Origin of the sequence: Microbacterium galbum (assembly GCF_032464915.1) — a bacterium.
GTDB lineage: Bacteria > Actinomycetota > Actinomycetes > Actinomycetales > Microbacteriaceae > Microbacterium > Microbacterium galbum.
In genome coordinates this window covers 1,941,244-1,961,117 of the sequence record NZ_JAWDIS010000001.1, presented here as the reverse complement: position 1 = coordinate 1,961,117, position 19,874 = coordinate 1,941,244, and the positions used below count along the sequence as shown (strand labels likewise).

Below are 19,874 nucleotides of genomic sequence, written 5' to 3'. Positions count from 1 at the left end.
GGGGTGATCAGCCCTTGACCGCGCCCTGCACGAGGGCGCGGATGAACTGGCGCTGGAACACGAGGAACAGCAGGACGGCGGGCGTGATGATGATCAGCGCTCCCGCGTTGAGCAGCGGGATGCTGAGCGAGTACTGGCCCTGGAAGAAGGTCAGGGCGCCCGCGACCGTGCGCTGCAGGGGGTCGGCGATGAGGACGACCGGGAGCAGGAACTGGTTCCACGTCCAGATGAACAGCAGGATCGCCAGGGCCGAGAGCGCGGGAGCGGCGAGCGGGAGCTGGATGCTGCGGAACTCCCGCCAGATCGAGGCACCGTCGACCCGGGCCGCCTCGGACAGCTCGCGGGGCACGTTGATGAAGTGCGCGCGCATCCAGAAGACGCCGAACGGCATGTAGAGCCCGATCAGCGGGAAGATCACCGCCCAGGGGGTGTTCACGGTGCCCATCGACTGCGCCTGGTAGTAGAGCGGGATGATGAGCGCCTCGAACGGGATGGTCAGGCCCAGGACGAAGAACACAAGGATGCCGCGGCCGAAGCGCACCTGGAGCGAGCCCAGCGCGAAGCCCGCCAGGGTGGCGGCGACGAGGCTCAGGGGGACGACTCCGAGGACGATCACCAGGCTCGACCCCATGAGCTGCCACACGTGGCCGGTCTCGAAGGCGGTGGCGAAGTTGCCCCACTGCGGATCGGTCGGCCAGGTGAGACCGGTCGGATTCTGGTCGGCGGGCTGGAGTGCCGCGGAGAACATGCTGATCAGCGGCAGGAGCGTCACGATCGCGGCGACGCTGAGCAGGAGGATGCCGAGCACGCGCTCGGTACGGCTGGCGATCACGAGTCGCTCGCTCTCGAGAGGCGTTGGATGGGGAGCACCACGATCAGCACCAGCACCATGAGCACGATGCCGAAGGCCGAGGCCAGGCCCACATCGCTCTGGGTGAAGCCGATGCGGAAGATCGACAGGCCGGGCACGAGGGTCGCGCGGCCGGGACCGCCCTGGGTCGAGGTGTAGATGATGTCGAAGCTCGACAGGGCGGCGATGACGGTGACGGTGACGAGCACCGCGATCTCCTGACGCAGGCCGGGGAGGGTGATGGTGAAGAACTCGCGCCACCACCCGGCACCGTCGAGGCGGATCGCCTCGTACAGCGAGACGTCGATCTTGCCGAGACCGGTGAGCAGCAGCACGGTGCACAGACCGGTGAGCACCCACGATCCGATCAGGCCCACGGCCGGCAGCGCCGTGCCGTAATCGGCGAGCCACGGGCGGGTGATCCAGCCGAGCCCGACCCAGCCGAGGATCTGGTTCACCGCACCGGTCTGGGCGTACATCCACGACCAGGCGATACCGGCGGCGGCGAGCGGGATGATCTGCGGCAGGAACAGCACCGTCTGCGCCGTAGCGGCGAAGGCCTTGTACCGGATGCCGCGGATGAGGGTCGCGAGGACGAGCCCGAGCCCCACCGGGATGAACGTGAAGAACGCGATCAGGATGAACGCGTTGCGGATCGCGCCGAGCAGGTCGGGGTCGGTGAACACCGTGAGGTAGTTCTCGAAGCCGACCCAGCGGGCGAGACCGATGCCGTTCCAGTCGTAGAACGAGTACTGCACCCCCTGGAGCAGGGGCCAGATGACGAATCCGACGTAGAACGCGAGGGCGGGCACGAGGAGCACCCAGCCGACGAGGGTCGCCCGCCGGGCCACTGCGCGTGCAGCGGCCCGGCGAACGGGTGCGGTCGCCGTCGCCGAGGAGGCGTCGCCGTGTCGAGGGGCCGCCGCGACGGCGACCGCACGGTCGGTCATTACTTCCCGACCTCGCTCTCGTAGAACTTCTGCACGCGGTCGACGAACTCCTGGCCGGTGATCTGGCTGGTCACCAGCAGCTGCGACTCGGGGATGATCGAGCCCGCGTAGATGCCCGCGGTGGTGTTGGCCATGAAGTCGACCTGGCCGTTCTCAGCGCCGATCTGCGCGGACATCTTCAGCGCGTTCTCGATCAGCGAGCCGGACTCGACGCTCGGCAGCTCCTGGGCGGGGTTGCCGCCGGGCGACGCACCGGTGACGTCGACGATGATCTGGCGCGCGGTCGGATCGGTGTGCACCCAGTTCAGGAAGTACGCGACTTCGTTGATGTGCGGCGACTTGGCTGCGACCGAGAACGAGTTCGCCGCTCCCATGGCCACGTGATCGGCTCCGGCCTCGGCCGGCGGCACGAGGAAGAACTCGACGTTGGAGCCGAGCGCCTTCTGGTAGTTCGCCGCCTCCCAGTTGCCGTTGAAGGTGAACAGACCCTCGCCCGCCGAGAAGCGGCTGGTGAAGGTGAAGTAGTCGATCGCGTTGATGTCGGACGGGAAGTACCCGGCATCCGCCCATTCACGCACGAGCTCGGCACCCTGGACGTTGCCGGACTCGTCGTAGCGCGCACCCGGCTCGTTGAACATCCACGACAGGAACTGGTCCTTGTCGACGTACTGGTTCACCGCGGCCTGGACCACGAAGTTGACGACGCCGTCCTTGTCGCCGGCCATGATCGGCAGGATGCCGGCGGCCTTCGCCTTCGCCATGTCGTCCTCGAGCTCGGACAGGGTCTGCGGCGGGGCGTCGATGCCGAGCTGGTCGGCGAGCGTGGTGTTCATGTAGATGCCGGTGATGCTGTAGCCCAGGCCCAGCTGGTAGAGCGACCCGGATCCGCGGACGCCCTCGTCGTTCATGCGCAGCGGCGCGAGCTGCGACGCCGGCCAGGCGTCCCACCCGTAGGCGTCGAAGTAGGGGTCGAGGTTGGCCACGAGCCCGTCGCGCACCGTGTCGCCGAGGGTGGGGAGGCGGATGAGGTCGGGCGGGGTGGAGCTGGCGAGAAGCTTGGGGGCGTTCGCGGTGAGGTTCTGGAACGTGTCGCGGTTGATCGTGAAGGTGACGTTCGGGTGCTGCTTGGTGAACTCCTCGGTCAGCTTGTCGGTGACCGGGAAGCCCGTCTCGTCGGCGATCGTGAGCTGGACGGGGTCGCTGGTGAGCTCGGTGCTCACCTCGACGTCGTTCTGCGCGGCCGGGGCCGCGCTTCCGGGCGCGCACCCGGTCAGGGCGGCGCCGGTGAGGCCGGCGATGGCGAGCAGGGCGAGGGATGCCCCTCGGCGCCGGCGCGGGATGCGGGTGTTCATGTCGACTCCTTCGTCTGTGCTGCGTGCCGGCGCTCGGGCTGTTCCGGCGGCGGACTGCTGGTGCGCTAACCTGTGCTGAAAGGATTTAGCAGCATCATTTATGCAGACGCACGGAGCGCTGTCAAGATCACTGCGAAGATCGTGACCGCGGCGCCGATGCCGCAGAACGGGAGCACCGATGGGCAAGAGGGTCACACTGGCCGACGTCGCCCGGCGAGCCGGCCTATCCCCCGCGGCGGCCTCCATGATCTTGAACGGTCGTCCCGACACCCGCCTCTCGAAGGACGCCCACGAGCGCGTGCACGCCGCTGCCGCGGAGCTCGGCTACCGCCCCAACATGTCGGCGCGGGCGCTGCGCACCGACACGTCGCACACCGTCGGTTTCGTCTCGGACCTCGTCGCGACCACCCGCTTCGCGAGCGGGCTCATCAAGGGCGCGCTCGGCGCGGCGGAGGCCGCCGGCCAGGTCGTGCTCGTCGCGGAGACCGGAGGTGAGCCCGAACGCGAGGCCGAGGCGGTCTCGGCCCTGCTCGACCGTCAGGTCGACGGCATCATCTTCGCGTCGATGCGCGCGCGGGAGACGTTCGTCCCCCGCCTGCCGACGGGACTGCGCACGGTCATGCTGAACGCCACCAACGAGCTGCACCGATGCAGCGTGCTGCCCGACGAGGAGACGGGAGGTCGACGGGCGGTCGAGCTCCTCCTCGATGCGGGGATCCGCGACGGCATCCTGCTCCTCGGATACGACGCGGAGGCGGAACGCGATCTGTTCCGCTCGGCCACGGTGGCGGCGCGCGTGCGCGGGATCTCCGCGGCCATGGCCGACGCGGGGGCGAGATTCCTGCACGAGGAGTCGATCTGGCTGTGGGAGCCCGCCCCCGGCTACGAGTTCACCGCGCGGCTGCTCGCCCAGGGGATGCGCCCGCGGGCCATCGTCTGCCTCAACGACCGGCTGGCCTTCGGCGCCCTCCAGGCCCTGGGGGATGCCGGGCTGCGGGTGCCCGACGACGTGTCGCTGGTGTCGTTCGACAACGACGAGCTCGCCGCCTACCTGCGTCCGGGGCTGACGACGATCGGTCTTCCGCACGAGGACATGGGCCGCCGCGCCGTCGAGCTCCTGCTCACGCCGGACGGCCCACCCGAGGGGCAGCACCTCGTCGAGATGCCGGTGGTGATCCGCGACTCGATCCGCCGCCCCTGAGCGCACGCGGGAAGGATTCCTCCCGTCGAGTGTCCAGGACATGCCGCGCGCGGCCGGCGAGCCCGGCGTGTTCTGGACGCTCGACGGGGTCGAGGCCTCCCCGCACGGAAGCCCCGGCGCACGAGGGCGCCGGGGCTTCCGTGCGGGGGTCAGGCGCGTCGCATCCAGACCGTCGCCTCACCCGGCAGGACGTCTCCCGCGAGCGGGCCGCTCGACAGCAGTACCTCACCCGCGGGGAGCGCGGCGGGCTCGGTGCCGAAGTTCGTCACGACGGTCCACCCGCCGGGGCGGGAGAACGAGACCACGTCGGCGCGGTCGGTGTCCATCCACTCCAGCCGCTCCTCGGTCTGCAATCCGTGCCGCAGGGCGAGGGCCCGGCGGTACAGCGACAGCGTCGATGCGGGATCGCCGTCCTGCACATCGGCGGCGTAGGTCTCGAACCACTCCGGCTGCGGCAGGTGCGCGCCGCCCCGGCCGAATCCGAACGCCGACCCCGACGAGGTCCAGGGCAGGGGCACGCGGCATCCGTCACGGCCCATGTCGACCCCGGGGCTGCGGAAGAACGTCGGGTCCTGGCGCTCGGCATCCGGGATGTCGGCCACCTCGTGCAGCCCGAGCTCCTCGCCTTGGTACAGGTACGCGGACCCCGGCAAGCCCAGCACGAACAGCGCCGCCGCTCGTGCGCGACGCTCGCCGCGCTCGGCGTGGAGGGTCGGCGACTGCCCGCCCGACAGCAGCCACTCGTTGCCGTGCTTGAGCGTCGGGCGTCCGTCGGTGCCGCGCTCGGCGTCGGGCAGGCCGTACCGCGTGGCGTGGCGCACGACGTCGTGGTTGGACAGCACCCACGTGGTCGAGGACCCCGATCGAGCGGCGAGGGCGAGGTTGTCGGCCACGATCCGACGGAACTGCCCGGCGTCGAAGTCGGCCTCCAGCAGGTCGAAGTTGAACGCCTGTCCAAGGCTCTCGGCGCTGGCGTAGAGCGGGACCCGCGAGGGGTGGACCCAGGCCTCGGCCACCGCGGTACGCGGCGGGTCGTACGAGTTGAACACGGCACGCCACTCGGCGTAGACCTCGTGCACGTCGTCGCGGTCGAGCAGCGGGTGCGTACCGTCGATCGGCATCGCCTCGAGTTCCGCCCGCGAGGGCAGCGGCTCCGTGAGGTCCTTCGTGAGCATGTGGGCCACGTCGATGCGGAAGCCGTCGACGCCGCGATCGCTCCAGAAGCGCAGGGTCTTCACGAAGTCGGCGCGCACCTCGGGGTTCGACCAGTTCAGATCGGGCTGCGAGACGTCGAAGTTGTGGAAGTACCACTGGCCGTCGGCGACGCGCTCCCACCCGAGGCCTCCGAACACCGAGACCCAGTCGGTCGGCGGCTCGGAGCCGTCGGGACCGGTGCCCTCGCGGAAGATGTAGCGCTCCCGCGCGGCCGAGCCGCGACCGGCGGCCACCGCCTCCTGGAACCAGACGTGCTTGTCGGAGGTGTGATTGGGGACGATGTCGACGACGACGCGGATGCCGTGGGCGTGCAGCTGCGCGATCAGCTCGTCCATGTCGGCCAGGGTTCCCAGCCGCGGGTCGACGTCACGGTAATCGGCGACGTCGTAACCGCCGTCGGCGAGGTCGGACGGGTAGAAGGGGCTGAGCCAGATGGCATCCACCCCCAGTTCGGCCAGGTACGCAACGCGAGAGGTGACGCCGGGGATGTCTCCCAGGCCGTCGCCGTTCGTGTCGGCGAAGCTGCGGGGATAGACCTGGTACACCACGGCCTGACGCCACCAGTCGGGGGTGTCGGAGAGCGCGCGGGCGTGCACGGAAGGTGCGGCGGTTGTCACGAAGGGTCCTTTCGGGGAGGGGAAGGTCTGCTCAGCCCTTGACGGCGCCCTGCGTGACGCCGGCCATCACCCATCGCTGGGTGAACAGGTAGGCGACGATCGCGGGGGCCATGGCCATGAGGTAGGAGGCGAAGGCGACGTTGTAGTTGTTGCTGAACTGCGTCTGGAACAGGTTCTGGCGCACGGGCAGCGTCTGAAGGGCCGGGTCGCTGATGATGAGCGACGGCATCATGAAGTCGTTCCACGCGTAGAGGAACGCGAAGATGCCGACCGTGGCGCTCATTGGTGCGAGCAGCGGGAAGATGAGACGCCAGAACGTCTGCCAGGTGGTGGCGCCGTCGATGCGCGCGCTCTCCTCGAGTTCGAGCGGGATGGAGCGCAGGAAGGCGGTGAACAACAGCACGCTGAAGCTCAGCTGGAACATCGTGGCGAGGATGATGACGCCGAGCGGGTTGTCGAGGCCGAGGCGCCCGGTCAGCTGGATCTGCGGGAGCGCGATGACCGGGAACGGGATGAACATCGCCGCGAGCAGGTAGAAGAACGAGTAGCGGAAGAGCTTCCGGTCCCAGTTGCGCGCGATGGCGTACGACGCGAACGCGGCGAGGATGATGGTCGCCACGACCGTGCCCGCGGTGACCAGCAGCGAGATCGCGAGGCCCACCGGGAACTTCGTGAGCGTCCACGCCTGGACGAAACCGTCGAAGCTGATCGGCGAGGGGATCGAGAACGCGTTGCCGTCGACCACCTGCGTGCCGTTCTTGAGCGCCATCGAGACGGTGACGTACAACGGCAGCAGCACCGTCAGCGAGCACAGCACGAGGATGGTCGTCGTCGACCAGCTGATGCGCTCGGCGCCGACGCGGCGGAAGCGGGAGCGCCGGGGGCCGGAGCCCGCGGGGCCCTGGCGCTCGGGGACGGCGAGCTCGGCCTGCTCGAAGGCGAGGGCGGGCTGGTTGAGAGCGGTCATGACAGGGTGTTCCTTCCCCGCGTCAGCGAGAGCTGCAGGAGCGAGATGACGACGGCGACGACGAAGAAGAGCGCGGCGTTGGCCATCTGATAGGCGTAGTCGCCGCCGTTGAAGCCCAGGATGATCGACATCGCGACGCTGCGCGTCGCCGTCCCCGGGCCGCCGCCGGTGAGACCGACGATGATGTCGTATGCGTTCAAGAACCCCTTGAAGCCGAGGATCACGTTGATGACGACGTAGCCGGCCACGAGCGGGAGCGTGATGCGCAGCAGCTGCTGCGTCTTGCTGGCCCCGTCGAGTCCGGCCGCCTCGTACACGTCGCCCGGGACCGAGAGCAGTCCCGCGATGTAGATGAGCAACGTCCCGGGGATCGCCTGCCACGCGGTGACGATGACGATCGCGACCCACGCCAGATCGGGGTTGGCGAGCAGGCTCGTCTGCAGCCACGGGATGCCGAGGGCTTCGCCCGCCGACGGCACGGAGTTGCTGAAGAGGAAGTTGAAGACGTAGGCGATGATGATGCCCGAGATCACCATCGGGATGACGAAGACCGTCCGCAACGCCTTCGTGAAGCGGATCCGCGCGGTCAGGCCCACCGCGAGCAGGAAGGCCGCGACGTTGACGACGATGACGGTGGCGATCGAGAACCCGAAGGTGAACAGGTAGGCCTGCAGGATCGCGGGGTCGCTGAAGATCGCGACGTAGTTCGTCAGCCCCGTGAAGTTCCACTCCCCGAGACCGATCGAGTCGGTGAAGCTGAAGAAGATGCCGATCAGACCCGGGATCGTGATCGCGAGCGTGAACAGCACGAGGGTCGGCAGCAGGAACAGGTAGTAGATGGGCTCGATACGGCGCGAGCTACGGCGAGCCGTCGCCTTCCCACCCGTGACGATCGTGGTGGTGGTGGTCATCGCGCGGCCTCCTCGCCAGCGGCATCCGTCGTCGAGGCGGGCGGCTGGCGGAATGCGAGCCGCGACCAGTCCTCGTCCATCGTGCGCAGGGTGGCCTCGGGCGAGGCGCCGAAGATCATCGCCTGCGCGTAGTTGAAGGTGGGGATCGTCTTGGGCACGAGCACCGAGGCGCCCTGGTAGATGCGACCCTGCTCGTAGTACGGGACCATGCCGGCGACCCGCGGGTCGCTGGGGGAGGGCGCGTCCGTGGTCGGCGCGAACCCGAGCTGCGACTCGTTGTAGGCCTCGATGATCTCGGGCTGGTAGAGGTACTCGAGGAAGTCGCGGGCGGCATCCTGGTGGCGGGAGGCCTCGGGGATGATCGCGGCCAGGTCCATGTTCACCCGCACCTTGAGGTCGGCGGGATCGTCGGTCATCGGCAGCGGGAAGGTGCCCACGGAGAGGTCCGGCGCGGTCTTCGCGATCTCGCCGAGCGCCCAGGGACCCTGCAGGTACATCGCCGCCTGGCCCTGCGCGAACGCGAGGTTGCCGTCACCGTAAGCGCGGCTCTCGGCATCCTCGTTCGTGTAGGCCTGCGCGAGCTGGAGCATGCGGTCCATCGGCTCGGTGAAGTCCTTCGCGAACGAGACCGTCGAATCGGCCCCGACCTGATCGCCCTCGGCGGCGAGGCCGTCGAAGAAGTCGATCACGTCGAGCGAGCCACCGACGGAGTAGTCGTACCAGCCCTGCGCCACGGTCCAGTCGTCTTTGAAGGTGCCGTAGAAGGGGGTCACGCCGTTCTGCTTCAGAGTGTCGGACACCTGGATGAGCTCGTCCCACGTGGTGGGAACCTCGAGGCCCAGCTGCTCGAAGATCTGCCTGTTGTAGATGACCGAGGCGGCCATGACCGAGTAGGGCAGCGCACTGGTGCGCCCCTCGCACGAGCCGTACTGGTCCATGAGCGGCTGCAGATCCTCGCGGACCGCGCCCGCGGCGGTCGTGCCGGAGAGGTCGCTGAGCGCGCAGCGCTGCACGAAGCGGGCGACCTCGTAGTTGTAGTTGGCGAGCATGATGTCGGGCGGGTTGCCGCGGACGAAGCTCGCCGAGACCACGTCGACGCCCGAGCTGTCCATCTCGACGCGGACCTCGTCTTGCGAGGCGTTGTATTGCGCGACGACGTCGTTCATGAACGACAGCGCCTCGCGCTTGCTGAAGGTGAAGCGGATGGTCTCGCGCCCGTCGGCCGTGCAGCCGGCGAGCAGACTCGCCCCGAGCACCCCCACCGCGGCCGCGGCGAGCCACCGCCGCCCCGCTCTCGTCTTCGTCGACACCTGCATCCTCCTCGCTGCACTGCGAATTTGTTGTGTCGCCGAGTAAATTTACTCGCCAAATTAACTTGATGAGGGCAGTATTGCATCGGACGCGAAAGGGGTCAAGATCTGATGTCGGATGCCACATCGGCGGCGGCCTCGTTGCGCAGACGCAGCCTCGACGCCGTGCTCGCCCACGCCTGGGACGCCGAGGCCTTCACCGCCAGCGACGTCATGGCGGCGGTCGGCCTGACGCGGTCGACGACCATCGACGTGCTCGACGAGCTCGTCGAGCGGGGCCTGCTCGCCGAAATGCCGAACGCCCGCACCGTCGGGGAGTACTCGAAGGGGCGCCCGGCGCGCCGCTTCGCGTTCCGTCCCGACTCGGCCGTGGTGGTCGGCGTCGACGCCGGCCGCGGGCACGTCACCGCCACCGTCGCCGATCTGCGCGGACGGGCGCTCGCGACCTCGCGCCTCGCGGTCGACCCCGAGCGGGATTCTCCGGAACGCCGTCGACGAGCCGCCGAGGCGACGGTGGACGCGACCCTCACCCGGGCGCACCGCGACCGGTCCGACATCGCCGCCCTCTGCGTCGGCGTCCCCGCGCCCGTCGATCGATCGGGTCGCTCCCCCGTTCATCACGACCGATTCTGGGAGCGCATGAACCCGGGCTTCGTCGACACGTTCGCCGAGTGGGCTCCGGTGGTGCGCGTCGAGAACGATGCCTCCCTCGCGGCCGTCGCCGAGCGTGCGCACGGCGCCGCGGTCGGCGTCGACGACTTCATCGCCCTCCTCGCCGGCGAACGTTTCGGTGCGGGGATCTGGGTCGACGGGCGTCTGCTGCGCGGTGCTCACGGCGGCGCCGGCGAGACCGTCGCGTTCGATCGGGTCACCGGCGTGGGCGGCGCCGAGGGCCTCGCGCCGCGGTGCGTCGACGCCGCCCGCGACGCCCGTGCCACCGGGCGCCTTCCCGCCGGATCGGCTCTGGCGACGATCGACCCCGCCGCGCTCGACGCCAAGACCGTCCTCGACCTTGCCGGCGCGGGCGATGCCGGGGCGCTCGCCGTCGCGCAGGAGGTCGGCGGTGCGCTCTCGATCGTCGCCGCGACCCTGGGCAGCCTCTTCGACGTACGAAGGGTCGTGGTCTCGGGCGCGATCGCCGCGGGCGCCGAGCCGATCATCGCCGCGGCACGAGCCGCTCTCCCCCGCGCTCTGGACCTTCCGGCGCCCGAGATCGTGGCATCCCCCCTCGGCGCGGACATCGTCTCGATCGGCGCGGTCGCCGCGGCCGTCGACGCCGCGCGGTCCCATGCGCTCGACCTCCTCGCCTTCGCCGCGCCCGACGCTCGCGCGCGCGCCTGAACGCGCCCCTCGGCGACCGCCGCAACCCCGCCTCGCGATCCGCGCGACCTCGGTAGCGTCGGTCGCATGCCCGAATGGCCCGAACACGTCCTCTGGTGGCACCTCTACCCGCTGGGGTTCGTCGGTGCGCCGATCCGCGACGGCGTGGACCCGGATGCCGAGCCCGTGCATCGCCTGGACCGTCTCGAACCGTGGCTCGACCATGTCATCGAGCTCGGGCTGAACGGTCTGCTGCTGGGGCCGGTCTTCGCGTCCGAGACCCACGGCTACGACACCGTCGATCACTTCCGCATCGACCCGCGGCTCGGAGACGACGACGATGTCGACCGTCTCGTGGGTGCGGCGCGGGAGCGGGGCATCCGGATCCTGCTCGACGGCGTCTTCAACCACGTGGGGCGCGGGCACCCTGCTTTCCGCGAGCAGACGGAGGACGCACCGCAGTTGTTCCGCGGGCGGTGGATCGACGGCCGGTTCGAGGCGGACGTCTTCGAGGGGCACGACGCGCTCGTCGCCCTCGATCATTCCTCCCCCGCCGTGGCCGACCTGGTGGTCGAGGTGATGTGCCACTGGCTCGAACGGGGCGTCGACGGATGGCGATTGGACGCGGCGTACGCGGTGCCCTCGCCCTTCTGGGCCGAGGTGCTGCCGCGCGTGCGGGAGCGCTTCCCCGACGCGTGGTTCCTCGGTGAGGTGATCCACGGCGACGCGGCGCGGATCGTGCAGGAATCGAGCATGGACTCCCTGACGCAGTACGAGCTGTGGCAGGGCATCTGGCACGGCATCGCCGACGGGAACCTCTTCGAGCTCGGTCACGCGATCGAACGGCACGACGAGCTGCTGCGCGTGTTCGTCCCTCAGACGTTCGTGGGAAACCACGACGTCACGCGCATCGCCTCGGCGGTGGGCGCCGACCTCGTGCCGCACGCCCTCGCGGTGCTGTTCACCGTCGCCGGGACCCCATCGGTCTACGCGGGCGACGAATTCGGCTGGACCGCGGTGAAGGAGGAGCGCCTCGGCGGCGACGACGCGGTGCGGCCGGAGTTCCCCGCCTCACCCGACGCGGTGGACGGCGACGCGCGGGTCCTCGAGGCGCACCGGGCGCTCATCGCCCTGCGTCGCCGCAAGCCGTGGCTCTGGCGTGCGCACACCGACGTGGTCGAGCTCGCCAACACCAGCATCGTGCTGCGGACGGCGACCGCCGACGACGCGGTCGTGGTGACGCTGAACATCGGCGACGAACCGGTGTCGCTTCCGTCCGCCGACGCCCGCACGGTCGTCACCGGCGACGGGACGCTCGTCGGCGACCGGGTCGAGCTGGGCCCGCGGGGCTGGGCGGTGCTGGAGGCCTGAGCGCCAGGCCACTCCCGCACCCAGGTCCCTGCGTCGCACCCAGGTCCCCGAGCCGCACCCAGGTCCCCGAGCCGCACCCAGGTCCCCGAGCCGCACCCAGGTCCCCGAACCGCACCCAGGTCCCTGAGCCTGTCGAAGGGACCGAGCCCACCGCAGACCGGGTGCCGCGCCTCACCCGCCCGCGCGGAACCGGTGCTCGGGGCGACCCGTCGACCCGTAGCGCAGGCTCACCTGCACGAGCCCCCGCTCCGCGAGCGCGGTGAGGTGTCGCTGCGCCGTGGCGCGCGAGACCCCGATGCGCTCGGCCACCTCCGACGCCGAGGCCTCGTCTCCGGCGAGCGCCCCCAGCACCGTCTGCTCGGTCGCCGACCGTGCGAGCGAGGCCCCCTCGCGCTCGCCGCGCATGAGGGATGCCGCGCGGTCGATGTCGTCCTGCGAGAGCGGTCGGACGCTCGTCAGCAGATTGCGATACCGGGCGTAGCGCTCGAGGCGCTCGGCCAGCACACGGGTGTCGAACGGCTTCACGAGGTACGCGAGGGCACCGGCCGAGAATGCGCGGCGCACCGTCGCGGCATCCGTCGCCGCCGACAGCACGAACGCATCGACGTCGAGGGTGCGCACCAGGTCGATCCCGTCGCCGTCGGGCAGGTAGACGTCGGCCAGCACGAGATCGGGGGCGTGCGCCGCGATCGCGATGCGCGCCTCGCCGATCGTGCGCGCTGGCTCCAGCGCGACGAAGCCCGGCCGCGCGGCGACCGCCTCGCGATGGAGCCCCGCCACGCGGAAGTCGTCGTCGACCACCAGAACCCGGATGCCGCTCACGCGTCGCCTCTCTCTCGTTCCACGTCGTCGCGGCTCCGGCGTACGCCGGGCAGGCGCGCCGCCACAATGGCGCCGTTCTCCTCGTCACCCGCGTCGACGACCCACACGTCCCCGCCCCGGCGCCGGGCGAACTCGCGCGACAGGGGCAGCCCGATCCCGAGACCGTGCACCCTGTCGGTGTCGACGTCGGTTCCCCGCTCGCGCTGCGCGAAGATCCCGTCGACGTCGGCGATCCCGCCCCCGCTGTCGGACACCGTCATCACCACTGCGTCGCGATCGTCGAGCACGCTGACCTCGACCTCGCGGGGTGCGGGAGCAGCCGCGGCGGCCGTCACGGCGTTGTCGATGAGGTTGCCGAGCACCGCCACCACGTCTTCGACGTCGTCGATCGTCTCCCTCGAGAAGGTGTCGTCGGCGACGCGCAACGCCACACCGCGTTCCCGGGCGGCGAGGGCCTTCGCGCCGAGGAAGGACTGCAGCATGGCGTCCCCCACGAGCTCGATCCCCGGCACGGCCCAATCGACCGAGCCCCGATCGACGAGGTCGGCGAGGAACCCCCGCGCCTCCTCGACCCGGCCTGCGTCGAGGAGCCCCACGGCGGCGTGCAGCCGGTTGGCATTCTCGTGCCGCTGCACGCGCAGAGCGTCGCCCATGGCGCGCACGCTGTCGAGGCGGCCCGAGAGGGCCATCACGTCGGTCCGGTCGCGCAGAACGGCCACCCGGCCGAGGGCGCGCGCCCCGCGTCGCACGGGCCGCACGTCGACGAAGACGACGCGGTCGCCCAGCGGCAGCCCGGTCGCGGCCCCGGCGCCCGACAGCGCGGCCGAGACGGCCGGCGCGAGACCGAGATCGGCGATCGGTCGCCCCACGGCGCCGGTCACACCCAGCAGGCGTTCGGCGGTGGCCGTGCACACCCGCACCACACCGGCTTCGTCGAGGGCGACGACGCCCTCATCGGCTCCCTCGAGCACGGCGGTCTGGGTCTGCACGAGCGCGACGAGCTCCTCCGGCTGCACGCCCAGGGTCAGCCGCTCGAGCCGGCGTCGCATCAGCAGGGCCACGAGCGCGCCGATGGCCACGGCGAGCGCGACGGCCACGGCGATACCGGCGATCAGCGCGGGGAGGTCGTCGAAGACGCTGGCCCGTTCGAAGCCCACGCTCACCTCGCCGACCGGCGCCCCTCCGCCGGGCGGATAGATCGGCACCTTCGCCCGCGCCGATTCGCCGAGCGTGCCGGTCTCCCAGGTCACCACCTCGCGACCGGCGAGTGCGTCGGCGAAGCTCGTGCTCACGACCTCCCCCAGCCGGTCGGGGTCGGGGTGCGCCAGACGGATGCCGTGATCGTCGGTGATGACGACGAACAGCCCCTGCGTGCGCCCGGTGACGTCGGCGGCGTAATGCTGCAGCGTCCCGTCGCGCAGCTGGGCGGCATCGGGGGTTCCGGGGTCGGCGGAGAACGCGGTCACGAGCGAGCGCACGTCGGGCGCCTCGGCGACCGAGCGGGCGATGTTGAGGGCCGACGAATCGGCCTCCGCCTTGAGCTGCTGCACCCCGAGCCACGCGAACACGGCCGTGCACACCGCCACGACGACGAGTTGGGTGGCGACCTGCACCACGAGCATCCGGGTGGCGAATCGCATGCGCACCTCCCGGTCGGCGACGTCGTCATGCGCGAAATGCGCAGAAGACACGGTACGCGCATAACGACGCTCAATGCGAGCAAACGCGCGCCCGAGGACCCGGTATCCGTACGGTCGGCAGATCGATGGCGCACCGGGCGCCCACATCCACGACGAAGGAGTCGCGATGACCCCCCTGATCCTTGCGGCCGAGGCCGAAGAGTACGCGGTGGCCTACACGCCCGCCGACGGCGTGCTCGTCGCCCTCGGTTTCCTCATGGTGCTGTCGTTCATGGCGTTGATCATGACGCGGCGCATGACCCCCATGGTCGCCCTCATCATCGTGCCGACCGTGTTCGGCCTCATCGCCGGCGCCGGTTTCGGCCTCGGCGACATGGTGATCGACGCGATCGGCAAGATGGCACCGACCGCCGCCCTGCTGCTGTTCGCCATCATGTACTTCGGCATCATGATCGACGTCGGCCTGTTCGATCCCCTGATCCGCGTGATCACCCGCTTCCTGGGCGACGACCCGGCCAAGATCGTGCTCGGCACGGCGATCCTCGCCGGCGCGGTGTCGCTCGACGGCGACGGCTCGACCACCTTCATCATCACCACCTCGGCGATGCTGCCGCTGTACCTGCGCCTGGGCATGAGCCCCGTGGTGCTGACCTGCGTCGCGGGTCTGATGAACGGCACCCTGAACATCGTGCCGTGGGGCGGCCCCACCGTGCGCGCCGCGACGGCGCTGGGCCTGCAGCCCACCGACGTCTTCGTACCGATGATCCCCTCGCTCCTCGCGGGCCTGGTCGTCGCCCTCGCCTTCGCCTGGTTCCTCGGCCTGTCCGAGCGCAAGCGCCTCGCGGGTTCGGTCGACACCTCGAAGATCGACGGCCCCGGCGGCTTCGGTCGTCTGGGCGCCCCGAAGATGTTCCGCGGCGCGGAGCACAAGCCCGGCGCGCTCGCCTCGCTGCGCACGGGCAACATCGTGACCGTCCGCGGGGGTCGCGACGCGATCGCCGCCCCGCAGCTGGTCGAGGCCGCCGACACCGCGATGGCCGACACCATGCTCGACCCGAACCGCGCGACGCTCCGGCCGAAGCTCATCTGGTTCAACCTCGTGCTCACCGTCGCCGTCATGGTGCTGTTGGTGATGGACATCTTCCCGCTCGCCTTCGTGTTCATGGTCGGTGCCGCGATCGCCCTCATCGTCAACTTCCCCAAGCTGCGCGGGCAGGCCGACGAGATCGTCGCCCACGCGCCCAGCATCGTCGGCGTCGTGTCGATGGTGCTGGCCGCGGGTGTCCTGGTCGGCGTGCTGAACGGCACCGGAATGGTCACCGCCATGGCCGACTGGATCACCCAGGTGATCCCCGCGTCGATGGGTCCGTTCCTCGCCGTCATCACGGGCGTGCTGTCGATCCCGTTCACGTTCTTCATGTCGAACGACGCGTTCTACTTCGGCATCCTCCCGGTGCTCGCCGAGAGCGCCGCGAACTACGGCATCGCGCCCGTCGAGATGGCCCGTGCCTCGATCACGGGTCAGCCCGTGCACCTGCAGAGCCCGCTCGTGCCGGCCATCCTGCTGCTCGTCTCGCTCGCCGGCGTCAACCTCGGCGACCACCACAAGAAGGTGCTGTGGCGCGCGACGATCGTCTCGTTGGTGATGCTCGCCGTCGGCGTTCTCGTCGGTGCGGTTCCGCTGCTCGGCTGATCCTCTCGCTCGATGAGGGCCCCGGATGCCACGGCATCCGGGGCCCTTCCTCTGTCCCGCGCGCCGCGCCGTGCGGGGCCGCGCCGTGCCGGGCCGCGCCGTTTTCCACCCCACGCATAAACGCGATCCGCGCGCAGAAACGCGTGCTCACCGCGTTTATGGTCGTGGATCGCGTTTATGCGTGAAGCAGGCCGCGCCGGCGGCCGTCTCGGCACCGCGCTCACGCATCCGTCCCGGCAGCGCGCCCTCCCCCGCGCGGACGGCCCGGGGCGGGCACGGCGGGCGGCCCGCGCACCGTGCACGAGGAAGACCCCGGATGCCAGGGCATCCGGAGTCTTCCTTCCGTTCAGCGGATCAGGCGTCGGTGCGGCGCGGGCGACGCATCGTCCACACCACGCCACCGGCGACCACCAGGAACGCGGCGAGCAGACCCGCGCCCAGGGGCGCCTGCGCGCCGGTCGCGGCGAGCTGCCCCGCGGCCACCACGATGATCGGAACGCTCCGGATCACCGAGCCGTCGGCCCCGTAGAAGACGATGGTGTGGCTGCCCGCGGCGAGGCCGCCGGGGATCTGCACATCGAATGCCACGCGGCCGCTCGCATCGGCGGCGGGGATGCCGGCGATGCGGATCGGGTCGCTGCGCAGCTCCGCGGTGACCTGCTCACCCGCGGCGAGACCCGTCACCGTCACGCGCACGATCCCTCCGCGCTCGACCGTGGTGGTCGAGACGGACACCGAGGGGGTGGCATCCGGGGTGCTCGTGGGCGACGCGGTCGGGGTGGCCGTGGGGTCGCTCGTCGGCTCCGGCGTGGCCGTCGGCTCCGGCGTCGCGGTCGGAGCCGGCGTCGCGGTCGGAGCCGGCGTCGAGGTCGGCTCCGGCGTCGAGGTCGGCTCCGGCGTCACCGCAGGTGTCGGCGTCGACGTGGGCGTCGGGGTCGGGGTCGGGGTCAGGGTCAGGGTCACCGTAGGTGTCGGCGTAGCGGTCGGCGTCGACGTGGGCGTCGGGGTCGGGGTCGGCGTCGGATTCAGCCCGGCGATCTCGGATGCCGACAGCGCGCGGTTGTACAGCGCGAACTCGCGCACCTGCCCCTTCAACAGGTTGTCATTCGTGTAGACCGACTTGCCGATGTAGTTGGCCAGCGTGCTGCCACCTCCGATGTCACCGGGGCGAACCGTGACGTTGGTGTTCACTGCGACCTGCTGCCCGTCGAGGTACAGCCGGGCCGTCGACCCGCTCAGCGTGTACGTCAGTGTGACCCAGCGGTCACGCGGCAGCGCCGCGGACGACTTGGCCTCCTGCTCGCCGCTCCAATTGCCGGTGGACACAGCGGCGCGGTAGACGCTGTTACCCGTGGCGAACAGGTAGCCGTTGCCGGCGCCGTCGCCACCGGTGTTGCCGAACCCGTACAGGAAGTAGGGGTTGCGCTGCGCCGAGTCCACCCGTGCCTGCATAGTGACGGAGAAGTCGCCGACACCCGCAAGCACGTTGTCGGGCAGGTCGACGTAGTCGTCCACGCCGTCGAGCGTCAGCGCGCCGTTGCTCCACGCGGCTCCGCCCGCGATCTGCGCGTCACGACCCGCACCCGAGCGATCGTGCAGGGTGCTGCCCGAACCGTCGGTGAAGTCGTAGCTGAGCAGCTGACCCTGGGCGTTGGCCTCGAGGGGCTGGGGCAGGTTCGCTCGGAGGGCGGCCAGTTCGCTGGCCGTCACGGGCATGACCGTGCCGTGGCGCGGGCTGGCAGGCAGGCGGTAGCTGGCCGGCACCTTCCAGTCGGGGTGGGCGATGTCGGCCGTAGCCAGCGGGATGTAGCCGCGCCCGCCGTACTCGTCGACGAAGAGGTAGTACGTGTCGCCGTTGACGTCGCCCGGGTTGGACCTGAAGATGCTCGGCCCCTCGACGGCACCCGTGCCGGCGTTCTTGCCGATGCAGGTGGTGACGGGCGACCACTGGTCCAGCGGAGCGGTCAGCACCGTCGAGCTCTCCTGGATGATGTCGGTGCAGCCCGTGGCGCCGCCCTCGTCCTTCGTGAAGCGCTGGTAGACGCCGTCGGCCTTGATCACGGTCGAGTCGATCCGCGACGTGCCGCCCTGCCAGACCTTCGTGTCGCTGAAGGTGACGAAGTCGCGCGTGGTGGCGTACATCATGCTGTTCGCGACGTTCGAGGTGTGGTTCGGGTCGTCGGCCGGGTAGATCTTCGACGCCCAGAAGACGACGTACTCACCTAGCGCGTCGTCCCAGTACGCCTCCGGTGCCCACGTGTTGCCCGCGGTGTCGGGAGAGACCTTCACGTGACGCTGCGCGCTCCAGGCGATCAGGTCGTGCGACTCCCACACCTCGATGTACTTCGAGCCCTGACGCTGCGAGCGATCCCAGTCGCCGTTCCGGCCGATCGAGAGGTCGGTGGCGATGAGGTAGAACGTGTCCCCCTCGGGCGAGCGGATGAGGAACGGGTCGCGCAGCCCCTTCTCCCCGAACGCGGAGGTCAGCGTGGCCCGACCGTTGTTCAGCTCGGTCCACGACAGGGCGTTGTTGCCGTTGCTGGCCGCGAAGAAGATGTTCTCGCCCGCGACGGAGTTGCCCGTGAAGTACGCGAACGTGTACCCCGCGAACGGTCCGATCTTCGCGGCCTTGCGGACGGCGGCCGAGAACGTGCGAGTGAGGGTGACGGCGCCCTTCGTGACGGATGCCGTGAGCGCGACAGTCGTGTCGGCATCCGGCCGCGTCACGACGCCTCCGTCGGTGATGACGTGGGCGTCGGCCGACGACCACGTGACGTCGAGCCCCCGCGAGGAGGAAGGCAGCGTCAGATTGCCGCGCACGTCGTCGATGTTGGTCACCATGAGCGCGTCGAGCGCCGCCTGCGCGGCCGCGGTGTCTTCCGGCGTCTTCACGAGTCCCTTGACCTCGTCGGCGGACAGCGCGCGGTCGTACATGCGGAAGTCGCGGAGGCTGCCGGCGCGGCGCTTGTCGGGGGTGTAATTCGAGCGCCCCAGGTAGTTGGCCGTCGTCGTGCCGCCGCCGATCGAGCCGGGGGTGGTGGTCGTGTTCGTGTTCTCGGCGATCTGGGCGCCGTCGAGGTACAGGCGGGAGGTTTTACTGCCGGCGTCGAGGGTGTAGGTCAGGGTCTTCCAGACGCCGCGCTCGAGGTTGCTCGACCAGCGGGTCTCCTGCTCGGTCGACCAGTTGCCGCTCGCGATACCGGTACGCGCGGGGTTGCCCGTGGCGAACAGGTAGCCGTTGCCGAACCAGGAGGTGGTGTTGCCGAGGCCCCAGATGAAGTAATTGCCCGACTGCTCCGGTCGCACGATCACGTCGGTGCTCATCGTGACGGAGGTGAGTCCCTTGAGAACATCGTTGGGAAGGCTCACGCAGTCGTCGTCGCCGTCGAGGCGGACGCCGTCGGCGCCGCCCAGCGTCGGCCCCCCGACGTATGCGGCGTCACGACCGTTGCCCGACGTATCGTGCGCGACCGTGCCCGACGTCTCGTCGAGGGGATAGGAGACGATCAGCCCCGCGGACGGAACCTCCGCGTGGGCGATCAGTGGTGCGGTGATCGGCGCCGCGACGAGGGCGGCGACGATCGGGACGGCCAGCGTCCAGGACGGGAGACGACGCGGGAGCGCCGTCCGAGGGAGAGTGGGCACGGGGGTGGGG

The 19,874-nt window shown here is 70.3% G+C and carries 14 protein-coding genes; 4 read left to right on the top strand and 10 right to left on the bottom strand.

Annotated elements, in window-relative coordinates; genetic code table 11:
- Positions 1-7: 7 nt before the first annotated feature.
- Genes RWH45_RS09120 through RWH45_RS09110 form a run of 3 tightly spaced genes read right to left on the bottom strand, consistent with a single transcriptional unit; the run spans position 8 to position 3,152 of the window.
- Entirely contained in the window at positions 8-832 is an 825-nt protein-coding gene (locus tag RWH45_RS09120) for a carbohydrate ABC transporter permease (protein WP_315994559.1), read from the bottom strand.
- Complete coding sequence (locus RWH45_RS09115) at positions 829-1,800, bottom strand: carbohydrate ABC transporter permease (RefSeq protein WP_315994558.1); 972 nt, start codon at positions 1,798-1,800, stop codon at positions 829-831. The genes RWH45_RS09120 and RWH45_RS09115 overlap by 4 nt, the downstream gene beginning before the upstream one ends.
- Complete coding sequence (locus RWH45_RS09110) at positions 1,800-3,152, bottom strand: ABC transporter substrate-binding protein (RefSeq protein ID WP_315994557.1); 1,353 nt, start codon at positions 3,150-3,152, stop codon at positions 1,800-1,802. Before RWH45_RS09110 ends, RWH45_RS09115 begins: the two co-directional genes overlap by 1 nt.
- Positions 3,153-3,330: 178 nt before the next feature.
- Here RWH45_RS09110 and RWH45_RS09105 point away from each other — a divergent pair, with 178 nt between their 5' ends.
- Complete coding sequence (locus RWH45_RS09105) at positions 3,331-4,353, top strand: LacI family DNA-binding transcriptional regulator (RefSeq protein ID WP_315994556.1); 1,023 nt, start codon at positions 3,331-3,333, stop codon at positions 4,351-4,353.
- Between the two features lie 149 nt (positions 4,354-4,502).
- Here RWH45_RS09105 and RWH45_RS09100 read toward each other — a convergent pair whose 3' ends face one another.
- From RWH45_RS09100 to RWH45_RS09085, 4 genes are read right to left on the bottom strand one after another with little or no spacing between them, the layout of a single operon-like run.
- The gene (locus tag RWH45_RS09100; RefSeq protein WP_315994555.1) at positions 4,503-6,185 is read right to left on the bottom strand and encodes a glycoside hydrolase family 13 protein; all 1,683 of its coding nucleotides are present in this window, start codon (positions 6,183-6,185) and stop codon (positions 4,503-4,505) included.
- Between the two features lie 31 nt (positions 6,186-6,216).
- Positions 6,217-7,152, bottom strand: a complete 936-nt coding sequence (locus RWH45_RS09095) for a carbohydrate ABC transporter permease (protein WP_315994554.1) — start codon at positions 7,150-7,152, stop codon at positions 6,217-6,219.
- Positions 7,149-8,063: a carbohydrate ABC transporter permease gene (locus RWH45_RS09090; RefSeq protein ID WP_315994553.1), complete on the bottom strand. Its 915-nt coding sequence runs from the start codon at positions 8,061-8,063 to the stop codon at positions 7,149-7,151. Before RWH45_RS09090 ends, RWH45_RS09095 begins: the two co-directional genes overlap by 4 nt.
- Positions 8,060-9,379, bottom strand: coding sequence for an ABC transporter substrate-binding protein (locus RWH45_RS09085; RefSeq protein ID WP_315994552.1), 1,320 nt, complete (start codon positions 9,377-9,379; stop codon positions 8,060-8,062). Before RWH45_RS09085 ends, RWH45_RS09090 begins: the two co-directional genes overlap by 4 nt.
- Before the next feature lie 105 nt (positions 9,380-9,484).
- Here RWH45_RS09085 and RWH45_RS09080 point away from each other — a divergent pair, with 105 nt between their 5' ends.
- Together RWH45_RS09080 and RWH45_RS09075 are read left to right on the top strand one after the other, a co-directional pair.
- Complete coding sequence (locus tag RWH45_RS09080) at positions 9,485-10,714, top strand: ROK family protein (RefSeq protein WP_315994551.1); 1,230 nt, start codon at positions 9,485-9,487, stop codon at positions 10,712-10,714.
- A 66-nt stretch (positions 10,715-10,780) separates the two neighbouring features.
- A complete protein-coding gene (locus RWH45_RS09075; protein ID WP_315994550.1) occupies positions 10,781-12,064 on the top strand; it encodes an alpha-amylase family glycosyl hydrolase in 1,284 nt (427 codons plus the stop codon).
- 171 nt (positions 12,065-12,235) lie between these two features.
- On the opposite strand, the gene RWH45_RS09070 is transcribed toward RWH45_RS09075, so the two are convergent.
- Together RWH45_RS09070 and RWH45_RS09065 are read right to left on the bottom strand one after the other, a co-directional pair.
- Complete coding sequence (locus tag RWH45_RS09070) at positions 12,236-12,886, bottom strand: response regulator (protein WP_315994549.1); 651 nt, start codon at positions 12,884-12,886, stop codon at positions 12,236-12,238.
- Positions 12,883-14,526, bottom strand: a complete 1,644-nt coding sequence (locus RWH45_RS09065; protein WP_315994548.1) for a sensor histidine kinase — start codon at positions 14,524-14,526, stop codon at positions 12,883-12,885. The genes RWH45_RS09070 and RWH45_RS09065 overlap by 4 nt, the downstream gene beginning before the upstream one ends.
- Before the next feature lie 166 nt (positions 14,527-14,692).
- Between RWH45_RS09065 and citH the strand changes: the two genes are divergently transcribed.
- Positions 14,693-16,219, top strand: coding sequence for a citrate transporter CitH (citH, locus tag RWH45_RS09060; protein WP_315994547.1), 1,527 nt, complete (start codon positions 14,693-14,695; stop codon positions 16,217-16,219).
- A 354-nt stretch (positions 16,220-16,573) separates the two neighbouring features.
- Here citH and RWH45_RS09055 read toward each other — a convergent pair whose 3' ends face one another.
- Entirely contained in the window at positions 16,574-19,864 is a 3,291-nt protein-coding gene (locus tag RWH45_RS09055) for a LamG-like jellyroll fold domain-containing protein (protein ID WP_315994546.1), read from the bottom strand.
- Positions 19,865-19,874: the final 10 nt, after the last annotated feature.

Coding starts and splice junctions, on each gene's coding strand:
- RWH45_RS09085 (WP_315994552.1), bottom strand. CDS start 9,379: ATGCAGGTGTCGACGAAGACGAGAGCGGGGCGGCGGTGGCTCGCCGCG.
- RWH45_RS09110 (WP_315994557.1), bottom strand. CDS start 3,152: ATGAACACCCGCATCCCGCGCCGGCGCCGAGGGGCATCCCTCGCCCTG.
- RWH45_RS09080 (WP_315994551.1), top strand. CDS start 9,485: ATGTCGGATGCCACATCGGCGGCGGCCTCGTTGCGCAGACGCAGCCTC.
- RWH45_RS09115 (WP_315994558.1), bottom strand. CDS start 1,800: ATGACCGACCGTGCGGTCGCCGTCGCGGCGGCCCCTCGACACGGCGAC.
- RWH45_RS09075 (WP_315994550.1), top strand. CDS start 10,781: ATGCCCGAATGGCCCGAACACGTCCTCTGGTGGCACCTCTACCCGCTG.
- RWH45_RS09065 (WP_315994548.1), bottom strand. CDS start 14,526: ATGCGATTCGCCACCCGGATGCTCGTGGTGCAGGTCGCCACCCAACTC.
- RWH45_RS09105 (WP_315994556.1), top strand. CDS start 3,331: ATGGGCAAGAGGGTCACACTGGCCGACGTCGCCCGGCGAGCCGGCCTA.
- citH (WP_315994547.1), top strand. CDS start 14,693: ATGACCCCCCTGATCCTTGCGGCCGAGGCCGAAGAGTACGCGGTGGCC.
- RWH45_RS09090 (WP_315994553.1), bottom strand. CDS start 8,063: ATGACCACCACCACCACGATCGTCACGGGTGGGAAGGCGACGGCTCGC.
- RWH45_RS09095 (WP_315994554.1), bottom strand. CDS start 7,152: ATGACCGCTCTCAACCAGCCCGCCCTCGCCTTCGAGCAGGCCGAGCTC.